The organism is Dictyobacter arantiisoli (genome assembly GCF_008326305.1).
GTDB lineage: Bacteria > Chloroflexota > Ktedonobacteria > Ktedonobacterales > Ktedonobacteraceae > Dictyobacter > Dictyobacter arantiisoli.
The window spans coordinates 21,378-35,203 of sequence record NZ_BIXY01000054.1 but is presented as its reverse complement, the minus strand read 5'-3'; the positions used below and the strand labels follow the sequence as shown (position 1 = coordinate 35,203).

General features: G+C 50.2%; 10 protein-coding genes. 2 read left to right on the top strand and 8 right to left on the bottom strand.

Annotation, left to right across the window (positions count from 1 at the left end):
• Positions 1–55: 55 nt before the first annotated feature.
• From F1593_RS17375 to F1593_RS17350, 6 genes are all read right to left on the bottom strand, one after another.
• The gene (locus tag F1593_RS17375) at positions 56–1,051 is read right to left on the bottom strand and encodes an ABC transporter permease (protein ID WP_149402831.1); all 996 of its coding nucleotides are present in this window, start codon (positions 1,049–1,051) and stop codon (positions 56–58) included.
• Positions 1,048–2,592: a sugar ABC transporter ATP-binding protein gene (locus F1593_RS17370; RefSeq protein WP_149402830.1), complete on the bottom strand. Its 1,545-nt coding sequence runs from the start codon at positions 2,590–2,592 to the stop codon at positions 1,048–1,050. The genes F1593_RS17375 and F1593_RS17370 overlap by 4 nt, the downstream gene beginning before the upstream one ends.
• A gap of 157 nt (positions 2,593–2,749) precedes the next feature.
• Positions 2,750–3,820 (bottom strand): ABC transporter substrate-binding protein, encoded by a 1,071-nt coding sequence (locus tag F1593_RS17365; protein WP_149402829.1) that lies wholly within the window; start codon positions 3,818–3,820, stop codon positions 2,750–2,752.
• A gap of 804 nt (positions 3,821–4,624) precedes the next feature.
• On the bottom strand, positions 4,625–6,187 hold the full coding sequence (locus tag F1593_RS17360) for an MDR family MFS transporter (RefSeq protein ID WP_149402828.1): 1,563 nt from the start codon (positions 6,185–6,187) through the stop codon (positions 4,625–4,627).
• A 254-nt stretch (positions 6,188–6,441) separates the two neighbouring features.
• Positions 6,442–7,263, bottom strand: coding sequence for an alpha/beta hydrolase (locus F1593_RS17355; protein ID WP_216368897.1), 822 nt, complete (start codon positions 7,261–7,263; stop codon positions 6,442–6,444).
• Positions 7,264–7,489: 226 nt separating this feature from the next.
• Positions 7,490–8,473 (bottom strand): ATP-binding protein, encoded by a 984-nt coding sequence (locus F1593_RS17350; protein WP_149402826.1) that lies wholly within the window; start codon positions 8,471–8,473, stop codon positions 7,490–7,492.
• Positions 8,474–9,138: 665 nt separating this feature from the next.
• Between F1593_RS17350 and F1593_RS17345 the strand changes: the two genes are divergently transcribed.
• Positions 9,139–11,271 carry an APC family permease gene (locus F1593_RS17345; RefSeq protein WP_149402825.1) on the top strand — a complete coding sequence of 711 codons (2,133 nt, stop codon included), beginning with the start codon at positions 9,139–9,141 and terminating at the stop codon, positions 11,269–11,271.
• A gap of 126 nt (positions 11,272–11,397) precedes the next feature.
• On the opposite strand, the gene F1593_RS17340 is transcribed toward F1593_RS17345, so the two are convergent.
• Positions 11,398–12,555: a Vgb family protein gene (locus tag F1593_RS17340; RefSeq protein ID WP_149402824.1), complete on the bottom strand. Its 1,158-nt coding sequence runs from the start codon at positions 12,553–12,555 to the stop codon at positions 11,398–11,400.
• A 125-nt stretch (positions 12,556–12,680) separates the two neighbouring features.
• Complete coding sequence (locus F1593_RS17335) at positions 12,681–12,881, bottom strand: hypothetical protein (protein WP_149402823.1); 201 nt, start codon at positions 12,879–12,881, stop codon at positions 12,681–12,683.
• A gap of 432 nt (positions 12,882–13,313) precedes the next feature.
• Here F1593_RS17335 and F1593_RS28415 point away from each other — a divergent pair, with 432 nt between their 5' ends.
• The gene (locus tag F1593_RS28415) at positions 13,314–13,577 is read left to right on the top strand and encodes a hypothetical protein (RefSeq protein ID WP_172632202.1); all 264 of its coding nucleotides are present in this window, start codon (positions 13,314–13,316) and stop codon (positions 13,575–13,577) included.
• The last annotated feature ends 249 nt before the right edge of the window (positions 13,578–13,826 follow it).

Below are 13,826 nucleotides of genomic sequence, written 5' to 3'. Positions count from 1 at the left end.
TCCTCCAAATTCACAAGCAGTGCCAACATACCTGCTGGCACACAGTTACCACTTCCTATGCCTGGCGCTGGCGCTGGAGAAAGACCGCCAGCACAATGAGTACACCAATAATGACACTGGCAATATTATCTGGCACATTGAGCGCGACCACCGTCTGGCGGATAAGCTGAATGAAGATCGCCCCAACGACAGTACCCATAATGGTCGCGCGTCCACCGGTCAGTGGTGTTCCTCCAACTGCCACCGCTGCAATCGCATCCAGTTCCCGGCCCAGTCCATCGGAGACGGGATTAGCGGCGGAATCAAAGGCGATAAAGGCTAATCCGGCGACGCCAGCCAGCAAGCCGCTCAACGTATAGACAATAATCAGAATGCGGTTCACCGGCACACCAGCCAGACGCGCGGCTGATTGATTCCCACCCGCCGCCAGCAGATAACGGCTAAAGGATGTGGCATGCATCAGCCAGGCAAAAATAGCGACGATGACGGACATCAGAATCACTTGTTTGGGGAGAAAACCTAAAACGTTACCACTCAGCCAGCTTACGATGGGCGCACTTAAAAAGGCGAATTGGAAACCATTGACCGTGACCTCCGCGACGCCACGCACAATGATCAACGCAATCAAGGTGGCAACGATGGGCTGTACTTTGAAACGCGTAACCAGCAAACCATTAAAAGCCCCGATCAGCGCGGCAACGGCTAATGCAATCGGAATCGCCACGGCGGTACCCAGTACGATATTTTGGATACCAAATAATTTTCCGCTAAAAATCAGATACGTGAGGATGCCCGTCAGGCCCATGATTGATCCGACTGAAATATCGATACCGCCAGTCGCAATTACCAGCGTCATACCAACGCCCAGGATCAGAGTCGGCGTCACATGGACCAATAGATCAGTGATCGCGATCACCGAATTAAATTGTCTGGTAAAGATAAGATTAAAGAGGATAAGCACCACAAGCGCAATCAAGGCCCCGTAGTCCTGTCCTATATTCCGCAGGTTCCGTGTCTTGAAGGCCGTTAAACGCTGCTCTAAGCGTATCATACATTTTCTCCCGCGTCAGAATGCGCCTCACCATGCGCCATAGCGGTTAAAATAGCATCCTGAGTCAAACCCTCACGTGGAAGTTTCGCTACCGTTATGCCATCCCGCAATACGACCACCTGGTCACTTCCTTCGATAATCTCTTCAAGTTCAGAGGAGATCAGCAGGACGCCCATACCTCCCTCAGCCAGTTCCTCGACAAGCTTCTGGATCTCGCTTTTGGCTCCGACATCAATACCACGTGTCGGCTCATCCAGCAACAACAAACGAGGATTCAAGCAGAGCCAGCGTGCGAGCAGGACCTTTTGCTGGTTACCACCCGATAGTTCGCGGATCTTTTGCTCTGGTCCAGCCGTTTTAATACCCAGGCGCTGAATGAAATGATCCACAATTTCTTCCTGTTGCTTGCGATCCACGATGCCATAGCGAGTCAAGGTAGGCAGCGCCGCCAGAGTAAGATTTTCACGCACCGAGAGATCGGGAATAATGCCATCGATCTTACGATCCTCTGAGCAGAATCCGATGCTTGCCAGAATTCCATCTTCGGGCCGACGGAAGTGGACCTCTTTGCCATTCACAGCCACCGTACCCGCGTCCAGACTATCCGCGCCAAATATGGCCCGCGCAACTTCGCTGCGTCCAGAACCAAGCAGACCAGCCAGGCCAACGATCTCGCCCACATGCACACTAAGGCTGGCATTTTGTAGCTTGCGCCCGGCACGCAAACCAGTGACATCCAGCAGGACTTCCTCGCTGGCACGGTGGCGGCTGGCATCAAAACTGGTCAAACCGCTCTTCTGTACGCTCCCTAAATCCTTTCCCAGCATCTTTGCCACTAACTCAAGCCGGGTAATCGTATTGATAGGCCGCTCATCGACCGTGCTCCCATCCCGCAAAATAGTGATACCATCGCAAATCGCATACAACTCGTCAAGTCGATGACTGACAAAGATCGTCGCAACCCCCTCCTCTTTCAACTGGCGGATAACCCCGAAGAGCGTCGCAACTTCATCCTCATTGAGTGAAGAGGTGGGCTCATCCATAATCACCAGTTTGCTTTTAAAGGAGATCGCACGGGCAATGGCCACCATTTGTTGGGTCGCGATGTTATAGGTATTGAGTGGTTTGGTGACATCCAGTGAGATGTGCAGGCGCTCAAGCAGCGCTCGCGCCTCGATGTGCATTTTGCGCCAGTTGAGTAGTCCCCAGCGAAAGATCTCACGTCCCAGAAAAATATTCTCGGTAACGCTCCGAAATGGAACCAGATTGATTTCCTGATAGATGGTACTGATACCCTCGCGTTGCGCCTGCTGTGGGGATTGGAAAGCTCTGGTCTGCCCATCAAAGAAAATAGTGCCTTCATCATAGCGATATACACCGGTAAGGACTTTGATGAGGGTCGATTTACCCGCGCCATTTTCTCCAATCAGGGCATGAACTTCGCCGCGCGCCACGTGTATGGAGGCATCTGAAAGCGCGACAGAACCCGAAAAGCGCTTGGTGATATGTTCCATTTGCAGCAGTATGTCGTTTTCTTGCATAAGCGTCCTCTCCGAGCGTAGCCCTGCATCCCATCGGCACTGAAAAAGGTCAGGATAGAAGGAATGCGCTAACCCGGCACGTAAAGCAGAGCTTCCGGTGTAACTCACAATCCTTGCCTTGTTACACCGGAAGCAATAGTACTTGTCCTAGAGAAGATTAGAAGGCATCGGGGAGGTAGGCTGCCGCCGAGCCATCAGCTTTTTTGAAGACTTTATCCTGCTGTACGACCCACGCTGGTAGATCCTGACCTTTGAGGTACTGATCCAGGGTCTGGAAGACCAGGGGGCCCAGGCGAGGATTGGATTGTACTACTGCATACTCTTCACCAGAGAGCACCAGATTGACCGCATCCTTTGTACCATCGATCGAGACAACCTTAATATCCGATCCGGGATGTTTGCCGCTCGCTTTGAGGGCAGTGATGGCACCGATAGCCATCTCATCATTATGGGCGAAGACACCTTTGATATTGGGATATTGCTGGATTAAGGTCGACATCACCTGCTGGCCGGTGGCGCGTGCAAAGTTAGCGGTCTGTTCAGCGACGATTTTGATGCCAGGGGCCTTTGAGGCAAGTTCACCATCAAAGCCACCACCACGCAGGATTGCGGGCGATGAGCCGGTGGTGCCGCTTAACTCAACGATAGTTGCCTTGGTACTCGGTCCACCCAGAGACTCAATCAAGGCATCGGCAGCTAACTGACCCTGCTTATTGAAATCGGAACCAATGAAGGTTGCGAAATCACGTCCCGGGGTAGCCAGGCTCTCATTAACATCGCGATCAACCACGATAACGGGAATACAAGCCTTGCGAGCATCCAGGATCGCTTTGGCTTCAGCATCTTCCGTGTGGGGATCGACCAACAGAACATCAGGGCGATCGTTGATCAAAGTTTCAATGTCCTGTACCTGTTGTACATCCGAGTTATTGGCATTGGCTTTTAACAACTGATAGCCATGCTGCTGAGCTTGCTGCTCAATACTCGCCTCTTCAGCAAAACGCCAGGCACCATCCAGGGCATTCTGCGACCAGGCAATCTTATGGGCCTTGCTGATTTTCACTAACTTGGTATTGCTGCCAGGGGTACAACTGGGATTGCTGCTGCTGCCAGTGTTGTTGCTGCTGCTGCCACCACCACCGCAAGCGGAAAGGATCAAACTCAGAATGGCAATGATTCCGATGTTTCTTACCAGGGACCGCTTTAACAGAGACAAGGATAAATGCATGAGGAACAACCTTTCAAATAAAAGACAACGTTGTCAGGTGAGCAGGGTGATTTTTCCTCTTTTACAGAAGATGTCTCACCCAAAGTTCTAGCACGATACGCTAGAAGAACAAGTATTCTTCAACTACCTTAGCTGATGCCAGGACTTGAAAAACGTTGCATGACCACATAGCGCCTTCGTCAGCGCATTGGAAGGTTGGCGAAAAGAAGGTTCTTCGAAAAATTATTCTGAATGCTTCTTAAGAGATTATAATATATAATACGCGCAAAGTCAATACGCATACGCGCAATTTTTTTAAGCGAATATGCAAATTTGTACTTCCCACAACGATATACCAGGCAAGGGGAGTTTTTGAATAGAGAGTAGTATCAGGCCAAACACGACGCTTGTTAATGGGACATATAATTAATTCAGCAAACGGAGGGTGTTTTTGAGGCCAAAACAGCAGTGCTTACTTTTCCGTTTGAGGTAAGCTCGACTTTGTACATTTTTAGGCTTTTGAGCCTGAGAAAAAGGGGGAGTGCGACGCATTTTCGAGCTCACGTTTTCAAAATTGTACAAAGTCGAGGTAAGAGAGTGTTTGATTCCCACTCCCAGCGGGATTGTGTGGCTCACCTACTGGCAGGCGCCTGCGCGCCTGCGCCCTTTTCAGCACCACACACTAAAAACAGTTTTGAGCACCGCAGGTGCGAAAACTCATGCGCCAGGATGGCGAAGATCATGGGAATCAAACACTTTGTTATTTATTTGGTTGGTTAATACAATTCAAGAATGCATTATATTAACTCTACTGTTATTATGTTGTTAGCCGATGTGGGCCATGGCATCGGTTGACGGCGTGGCCGTGAGTTCTTCTTCGGTTGGCTTGTAGGCGTACTGGTCGGCACGTCCGCCGGGCAGCAGGAACATGGCGGCGAGTCCGAACAGGGCAAGAATCAACATTAAGCCGTAGACCCAGAAGAGGCTCTGTGAGAGCGCGTTTTGTAGCTGCGTCAGAAAAGGCAGCGCCAAGGAGGTCCGCAAGTTGGGCGTGAGCAGGACGTTGGCGGGCGCGATATTCTTTGGCAAGCGACTGGCTGCGTCAGAAAATTGGGCGTAGATAGGAGCAAAGCGCTGGGCCATCTGGGCATTGAGGATGGTTCCCATAACCGCTACACCAATCGTGCCACCCATGGTGCGGAAGAATTGGGTTGTCGCGGTGGCAACACCCCGGAGATTCCACGGCACCGCGTTCTGTACTGAGAGGATGAAGACCGAACTTGCGAAACCCAGCCCCGCCCCGATGCAGGCCATGGCGGCGATAATAAAAGGCAGGCCGGTCTGTGGAGTAAACAGCGCGGTCATGACGATCCCGACAGCAGCAGCCAGCATACCCAGAACAGCTGTGATGCGATATCCATAGCGAATAACAATTTTTCCGCTGATGGTTGCTGCAATCGGCCAGGCCAGTAATAACGGACCCAGCGTGATACCGGCACTCGTTGCGCTGCCACCTTTGACTCCCTGTACAAAAAGTGGCACATACGAAGTGACGCCAAACATGAGGACGCCCAGCACCACACCGCCAATGCTAGAAATGGTAATCAACCGATTCTTGAACAGTTCCAGCGGTAGAATAGGCTCGGCTGCACGTTGCTCAGTCGCAATGAAGAAAACGAAGAGGATCAGTGCTGCCACGAAGAGGCCAATACTCTGGAAAGATACCCAGGCCCATGAGGTTCCACCCTGCAGGAGCGCAAAGAGGAGCGAGACAATACTACCCGTTAAGGTAATGGTACCCAGATAGTCTAGATGGTGTTTCTTGCGCTCAACCGTTTCCTTGAGCGTAAAGATCAATAAGAGCATCGATAACAGGCCGAAGGGAATATTAATAAAGAAGACCCAACGCCAGGAAAAGTTATCCACAATCAGCCCCCCGACAAACGGGCCGACCACACTGGACAATCCCCACACGCCGCTAAACAGTCCCTGGACCCTGGCACGCTCTTCCAACGTAAAAATATCCCCGATAATGGTGAGCACAATCGGTAGGACAGCCCCGGCTCCCAGGCCTTGGATAGCTCGGAAGATGATAAGTTGCTCCATCGATTGGGCCGCGCCAGAGGCAGCTGATCCGATCAGAAACAGCGTCGCGCCAAAAAGAAAGAGCGGCTTCCGCCCATAGAGATCCGCCAGCTTGCCATAAATTGGCACGGTGGTGGTAGATGTCAATAGATAGATTGAAAATACCCAGGAATAAAGTGTAATGCCCCCCAGCTTTCCCACTATACTCGGCAAGGCGGTACCAACAATCGTGGTATCAAGTGCTGCTAACGCCATACCAAGCATAAGTGCTGCCGTAACAATAAATTTTGCCTGTTTGGTCATCCCTGTTCCCCTCACATGAATTGGAATAAGATATGCTAACTAATCACCAACCACACAATATGGACGATGAAAAAAAGCTCCATTGAGTCTATTCGGATTTGCAGCCCTGCAAAAAAGAGATTACGGTAGCTCATGTATCTACTCAGGCTAACACCCGATCCAGGCTTTTTATTCCAGCATAATTTTTGCGCCCTCGGCGCTCATAAAAAGAGCATTATACAGAATAAGATTATGGAAATATTCTCAGAGCTTGTTTAGTCAGCAAAAAGCTGATGTAGCCACTCGGTGGCGAGCCGTATCCAACTGCTAAGATGGTCGTCATGCCCGATGCCGTCATCGGTCTCAACGCTTGCCAGCGAGAGTCCATGCGGCCCATGTGGATAAATATGGAGCTCAAAGGGAATCTGTTGCTTACGCAATCCGCTGGCAAAGAGAAGGGAATTTTCTACCGGAACGCTCGCATCTTCAACGGTATGCCAGAGGAAGGTGGGCGGTGTTTGCGCATTGATCTGCTGCTCAAGCGACATAGCTTGCAGCACCTCGGCAGAGGCATCCGCGCCTAACAAATTATTAAAGGAGCCACGATGGGCGAATGGCCCGGAGGTAATCACTGGATAACAGAGTATCAATGCGTTGGGCTGGTTCTTGCCACGCTCAAGGCCGGGGATATCATAGCAATAGGGCTGATCCCAATGCACGCCCAGGCTAGCCGCGAGATGTCCACCGGCCGAGAAGCCACAAACCGCAATCTGTTGGCTATCGATCTGCCACTCATCTGCGTGATCGCGTATAATATTCAGAGCTCGTGAGAGATCCCGCAATGGCTGTGGATGACGGCTTGGAGCCACACTATAATAGAGCACAAAGGCATGAAAGCCCGCCGCGGCAAACTGCAAGGCTACAGGCTCCGCTTCACGTGGCGCAAGGATTCCATAGCCGCCTCCGGGACAAATGACTATCGCCCCGCGCTTCTTCTCACCGGCCAGGACATAGGTTTCCAGTCTTGGCTGCACATCAATGTTAGCATGAGCCACATACTGGCCCTCTTCCCATAATGGGAATGTCTCGTGAATCACAAACAAACCTTTCTCAATACAAGCACAGCATATATTAAGCATAGCACACCGGCACATCCTTGCCATGGATGGACAGACCGCCATTGGTGAGAATGACAAACAAAAATGGAGGAGATTTCGTACCTCAATAATGGTGCCCCGGCATGCGACAGAGCGTCGGCACGCACCTACACTTCTCCATCATGATTCTCGCTATTTGAGCGGTATTGCCTGTGAAGGATGGTTGCTACGTGGGTTTGTAGAATTGATACGCATGCGCATAGACATAGGCTTGCAGAGAAAAGTCAGGATCGATTTGCAATGTCACATCTTCTCCCAGAGCGGTGTTAAGCCAGGAGAGCGCGTTCTTGCGATGAAAATCAACCGTCTGCTGATAGAAGCGTTGCCAATCTTGCTCACACTGGTCTACCGCATGCTTCATCATAGCGAGTGCCTCAAGATGAAGTGGTTCTAGCGCAGAAAAAGGCAACATGTTTCCCTTTTCCATCGCACGAATATAAGCTGAACGCCCAATCCAGGTTAGGACATTATCCCCGATCTGTGCCTCGATAAAGGCTCTATCCTCTTCAGTGTCAATCTTGTTCCCAAGCGCGACAATCTTGACGCCATAGTCACGTGCATAGGCTGTATACTGCTGATAGACGCTGAGCGATTTCCGGGTCGGCTCAACCACCAGAAAGGTCAGATCAAACTTCGTGAAAAGGCCGGAGGCAAATGAATCCGCCCCTGCGGTCATATCTACCACAAGATATTCATCCCGACCATCCAGACAATGATTAAGCAGCAGTTCGACCGCGCCGACTTTGGAGTGATAGCATTTGAGCCCTAAATCTTGCTCACTGAAGGGTCCCGTCATCAATAATGTGACGCCATTGGCAGGGCAGCCAAAGTAGCTGATCAAAGGATTAGCTTCGCATACAGACCACAGGCGAGAGCCCTTTCCTGGAGGAGTTGTCTTTGTCATCAGAGAGGCCGATGAAATACGAGGATTACTTCCGCATAAATAGGTTTTGATGCGCTCCATCTCAGTCCCGAGCACAGGAATATGCGCCACCTGTGCCTCAGAAAGGCCCAATGCCTCACCTAAATGTTGATTGATATCAGCGTCAAAGGCCATCACAGGTACAGATAGCGAAGCCAGATAACGGCAAAAGAGGGCTGATAGGGTCGTCTTCCCACTGCCACCTTTGCCCACAAATGCGATTTTCATACCACCTCACAACATCAAACACGCTTATCGAACACAATTAATGATACCACGTATCACGTATCAGAGATACTATGCCACAAAACAGAAAGAAAAACAAGAGGTTTTAGGATCAATGAAGAGCTAAAGCCATCGTATTCTTCATTTATAATTACTCACAAAGTGTTTGTTTCCCATCACCATCGGGATCTTGCTGCTCACCTGCTGGCAGGCGCCTGCGCGCCTGCGCCCTTTTTAGTATGTGATGTAGAAAAAGGTTCTTCGAACTTTTTCTACATCACATACTAAAAATCTGTTTGAGCACCATTGGTGCGAAAACTCATGCGCCAGGATGGCGAAGAGCATGGGAAACAAACACTTTGTCAGAATGTGTCGGACTCCCAGTACCATCGGGATCTTACTGTTTGACCTGCTGGCAGGCGCTTGCGCGCCTGCGCCCTTTTTAGTGTGTGGTGCAGGAAAGGTGCTGTGCACCTTTCCTGCACCACACACTAAAAAGATGTTTGAGCACCGCAGGTGCGAAAACTCATGCGCAGAGATTATGGAGAGCATGGGAGTCCGACACTCTCTCAGTAGACAATGGCATATTTGTCGTAACTTTCATATAATGAAAACATATTACCTCAGTGAAGACCGCAAAGAAAGATAGAAGAGGAAAAAGGAATAGTATGAAGCAACATGACGGCCAATTTCTACCTTCATCCAATTCCACGCCTGCTGATGGGGATAACCGCACCAGAAGGGTTACGCCCAATCCTATCAACGATTTCGCCTTACGTTCACCATCATCAGCTGAATGGGGAGCACACAAGAAAAATGTGCGTATTGTGGGCACTGAAGATAAAGTGTTGCGTCGTGTGCGCAGTGGCGTCCTCGAAGCGACAGAACAGGTAGAGATTCCACACAGTCGTCCCGCCCTCCTTTTGTATCATGCAAAGCGCATTCTGATCGGTTCACCTATCGCAAGTACAAACGCTGAACGCGAGAGATTGACCAAACTAAAGGCGCTCGCCGTGCTGTCCTCAGATGCGATTTCTTCGGTTGCCTACGCGACTGAAGCTATCCTCTTCAATCTAGCCGGGGCGGGCTCAAATCATCTTGGCTTAACCTTTCCCATCAGCATGATCATTATCGTCCTGCTGGGAATCGTGGCTATCTCTTATCGCCAGACGATTCCAGCCTATCCCAATGGTGGCGGCTCTTATATCGTGGCAAAAGAGAATCTTGGCACGGTGCCTGGATTGGTCGCGGCGGCAGCATTACTGATCGACTATGTGCTGAATGTCTCGGTCAGCGTTGCGGCAGGCGTGCTCAATCTGGCATCCCTCTTTCCCGCGCTCTCGCCCTTTATTATTCTGCTCGATGTGCTGCTGGTGATTCTGATTACCGTGATCAATCTGCGTGGGGTACGCGAATCGGGATCGATCCTGGCTTTCCCAACTTATTTCTTTGTTTTCACCGCACTCTTGCTGATCTTCGTCGGGATCATGAAGGCATTTGTCTTCGGTCATCAACCATTCATTGGTCAGTTCGCCCCTATCTCTCAGACGGAGCCGTTGACGATATTCCTGCTGTTGCGGGCCTTTGCGACAGGCTGTTCCGCAATGACGGGCGTAGAAGCGATTTCTAATGGTATCCCGGCTTTCCAGAAGCCGGAGACGCGCAATGCTGCCACCACCCTGACATGGATGGCAGTGATCCTGGGCACTCTGTTCTTTGGCATTACCGTGCTGGCTATGACATTTCATGTTGAGGCAAATGCCGCCGGCAATCCAACTGTGATTGCGCAAATTGCTACCCAGGTATTTAGTGGACCACTCACTTTCCTGTTTCCAATCTTTCAGATCGCCACGCTGGGAATACTGATCCTTTCCGCTGAAACCAGCTATTCTGATTTTCCGCGCCTGACATCCCTGCTGGCACGCGATAAGTTTTTACCGAGCATGTTTTCCTTGCGTGGGGATCGCCTGGCCTTTACTACGGGAATTATTGTGCTCGCGCTTCTGGCAAGCATACTCCTCGTCATCTTCAAGGGAAGCACGAATGCCTTGATTAATCTGTTTGCTGTGGGGGTTTTTCTGTCATTCACGCTTTCTCAGACAGGAATGATACGACATTGGTTACGCGTGCGTGGACCGCACTGGCGGCGTAGTATGCTCATCAACACAATGGGGGCACTGACTACGCTGCTCGTGGCGCTGATTATCTCTTTTTCCAAGTTCCTGGAAGGTGCCTGGATCGTGATTCTGCTTATTCCCTCGCTGGTATGGCTGTTCCTGACGATCCAGAAGCACTATATCACCTTTGAGCGCGAATGTAGGATAGAGATTCCTATTCAACCAGAAAATATCCATTCCCGCCTGGTGGTGCCGATCAATGCGCTTGACCGGGCCGCCAGGCAGAGTCTGGCATATGCCCGCGCCATCTCTTCGCATGTAACGGCTGTCCACGTTTCGATTAATGAAGACGATGCCGCGCTGATTGGGAAAACCTGGGATATATGGCAGCAGGAACATATCCCACCCGAAGAAGATACACATCTCCTGATTATAGAATCTCCTTATCGTGTCGTCGTCCGTCCCCTGCTGGCATATATTGATACGCTCCATGAGCGACATCCCGACGATACTGTGACTGTGGTGCTTTCGGAGTATGTGGTGGCTCACTGGTGGGAGAATCTTTTGCACAACCAGACGACATTCCGTATCAAAACTGCCCTGCTCTTCCGTCCCGGTATCGTGGTGATTAATGTGCCACAGCACCTGGGAGGCAGGCACAGCCTCCCATCGGTCGTTAAGTAGACACTTAGCTACTCAGGTACATATGTGCACCATTCCCTTTGAGGGGGGTCTGATATACATGTATGCAAACGGAACCAGGATTGCGCAGGATGCAATCTCGCTACTTGAAAATCTTCTTGTATTTACTTAAAATGTGAGGCGTGTCACATGATTGGCTCTATAATGGGCTTCGAGGAACCAGAGATCACCGCTTGAGGTAGCTGTGATGGCATACGGGCCTGCATCTGCTGTTGGCACGGTAAATTCGCTGATCGACTCATCATCATTTACAATGCCAATTTTGTTGCCCTCGTATTCAGTAAAGGCGGCTCGAACAGGACCCTGTGCCTCTCTTAAAGCGACAATGAAGAGAGAACGACTACTGGGGGTTGGAATAGGAATTTCCTTGAATAGCCTGGATACAATATTAAAACGACCGATCTTATTTCCAGCCTGCTCTACAAACCAGAGATTCCCATCTGAACCCATTGTAAGACCAGTTGGCTTAGAGTTAAGGGTCGGCACGGCAAATTCTGTAATATCTCCATTGGCTGCAATATGTCCAATTTTGTTGCCATACAATTCCGTAAACCAGACTGTGCTATCTGATCCGGCGATGAGATCCAGAGGCTGAGCATTGGGCGTGGGTATGGGATATGTGGTGAGAACATTGGTATTGAACTTGAGACGATCAAGTGCATTGTGCGCATAATCAGTTACCCAGATCGTCTCCTCTGGGCTAGCGGTAATCCCAAATGGTTTCGCGCCGTCTGGTAAGTTATAGATGAATAAGAGCTTCAGGAACGGAACAAGTTCTTCAACCTTGCCATTCGTAAGATCCGTAAACCAGATTGTGCCATTATTTAAAGCCACAAGGCGGCGCGCATCAGAATGAGCAGGCAAAACAAATTCTGTAAAGACGCCTGTATCCGTAACGCGACCGATCCTGGCTCCATCCACTTCACTGAACCAGATTGCTTTGTCGACACCAGCATCGATCCCAGTACTCTCTGAGTACTGCGTGGGTATCTCATATTGCGTAAAGATAGGAGTTAAAGCCGTTTTCTTGTTTTCCCTTCCAGTCTGTGTGGACGATTTAAGCTGGTGGGAAGTAGAGGTAATATGCACAACCCGCGGCTTATCAAGCAGGCTGGTAGCGTGTGAAAAGGTCATTACAGCCTGCCCGACGTGCGTATGCGCTGATGACACGGCCAGAGCAGACAGCGGAAGCAGGCCGCTGAACAACATACTCATAGCGAACAGAAAAGTATATTTGAGACGGCCCAACGTCAAACTATGCATCATTTCTCCTTTTCGGATAGCAAGCTAAAAAAAACACCTCTGAACTTTTCAGCGTGCTTACAACTGAATAGCTTGTTCTACTTCCAGTTTAATAATCCCCAAAAATAGAAAAGATTGCATATTATCTTTCAAACACCATTAGGTGCAGCAGGGTTAATAATGACAGCGCTTCCAGGTTCCACCAGAAGGACGAGGGAACATCGCAGCAGTAAAGGATATCCTCCAAAGGTGTGAAAAAAAATCCCCTGTTCCTTTTTGCTGACATAGCCTTCCACGGGCATTTCGCCACACGCTTGCAGCTTTACCTCATGCTGAATACTGAATTGCATGAACTTTCTCTTTCTCGCACTTTGTCGTATGCTGGATCATAGCATGGTTGCTAGAAGATCGAAAGATCATTCCTGCTTTTATTCTATTGACATAACTTCCCGCTCGTTGTCCATCCACAAACGTAGTGCTTGTCTCATATATAGCGAAAAGAGAACTTTTTCGCTTTTTTATAAAGTGTGTCAGATCATACCACGGTTGCCAGTGAGTAGAGCAACAGTATAAATCACACAAGTCAGAGTGGTCACGAACAGCATGGTGCCTGGAATTAGAGATGGCCCAGAAAGGAAAACAACTCATGGACCCAGACAATTGTCGAGGTCAGGATACAGAGAAAAAACTCTCCGACCAGTTTGCTGAGTTTATTGATCTGGCAGACGGAGATTTGCAAGAGATTGATATACTTGAACTTGGCAAGGTGAATGGTGGCCAATGTGGCTGTAGCTGCGGCTGTGCCTGTGGCTGTGGCTGTGCCTGTGGCTGCGGATGTGGGTGCACCTGTGGTGGATGCACTTGCGGCTCATGCGGCTGTAGCTGCGGAGATTGTGGTGGCTGCGGACATCGCCGTTGCGGTGGTCGCTGCGGTGGTCGCTGTGGTGGTGGCAGAGGTTGTCACTGCGGTAGACGTTGACACAGCTAAATGTTGCTATGAAGTTGTGCTTCACAATACAGAAACACAACTTCATAGTCTGCCATAAGTATTGCATCCCATAGATGCGAACAGAAGGCTTTTCAAGCGGGATTGCAAAGAGCGGCCAACCCTTGGCCGAGGTTTGGGGCGTCCCCCATAGGTGCGATAGGCGCGAACAGAAGCGGGATTGTTAAGGGTTGCACCCTTAACCTGGGGTCTGGGGCTGTGCCCCAGTCTCTCTCCCTTTCGCCGCCGCAGGCGGCACTCCTTCAAATGAAGAGTAATAGAGTACTAAAAGCAAGAAATCGATGGTGAC

What these genes read in the sequence shown, in the direction of transcription:
- F1593_RS17375 (WP_149402831.1), bottom strand. Translation starts at nt 1,051, where the DNA reads ATGATACGCTTAGAGCAGCGTTTAACGGCCTTCAAGACACGGAACCTG.
- F1593_RS17370 (WP_149402830.1), bottom strand. Translation starts at nt 2,592, where the DNA reads ATGCAAGAAAACGACATACTGCTGCAAATGGAACATATCACCAAGCGC.
- F1593_RS17365 (WP_149402829.1), bottom strand. Translation starts at nt 3,820, where the DNA reads ATGCATTTATCCTTGTCTCTGTTAAAGCGGTCCCTGGTAAGAAACATC.
- F1593_RS17360 (WP_149402828.1), bottom strand. Translation starts at nt 6,187, where the DNA reads ATGACCAAACAGGCAAAATTTATTGTTACGGCAGCACTTATGCTTGGT.
- F1593_RS17350 (WP_149402826.1), bottom strand. Translation starts at nt 8,473, where the DNA reads ATGAAAATCGCATTTGTGGGCAAAGGTGGCAGTGGGAAGACGACCCTA.
- F1593_RS17345 (WP_149402825.1), top strand. Translation starts at nt 9,139, where the DNA reads ATGAAGCAACATGACGGCCAATTTCTACCTTCATCCAATTCCACGCCT.
- F1593_RS17340 (WP_149402824.1), bottom strand. Translation starts at nt 12,555, where the DNA reads ATGATGCATAGTTTGACGTTGGGCCGTCTCAAATATACTTTTCTGTTC.
- F1593_RS17335 (WP_149402823.1), bottom strand. Translation starts at nt 12,881, where the DNA reads ATGCAATTCAGTATTCAGCATGAGGTAAAGCTGCAAGCGTGTGGCGAA.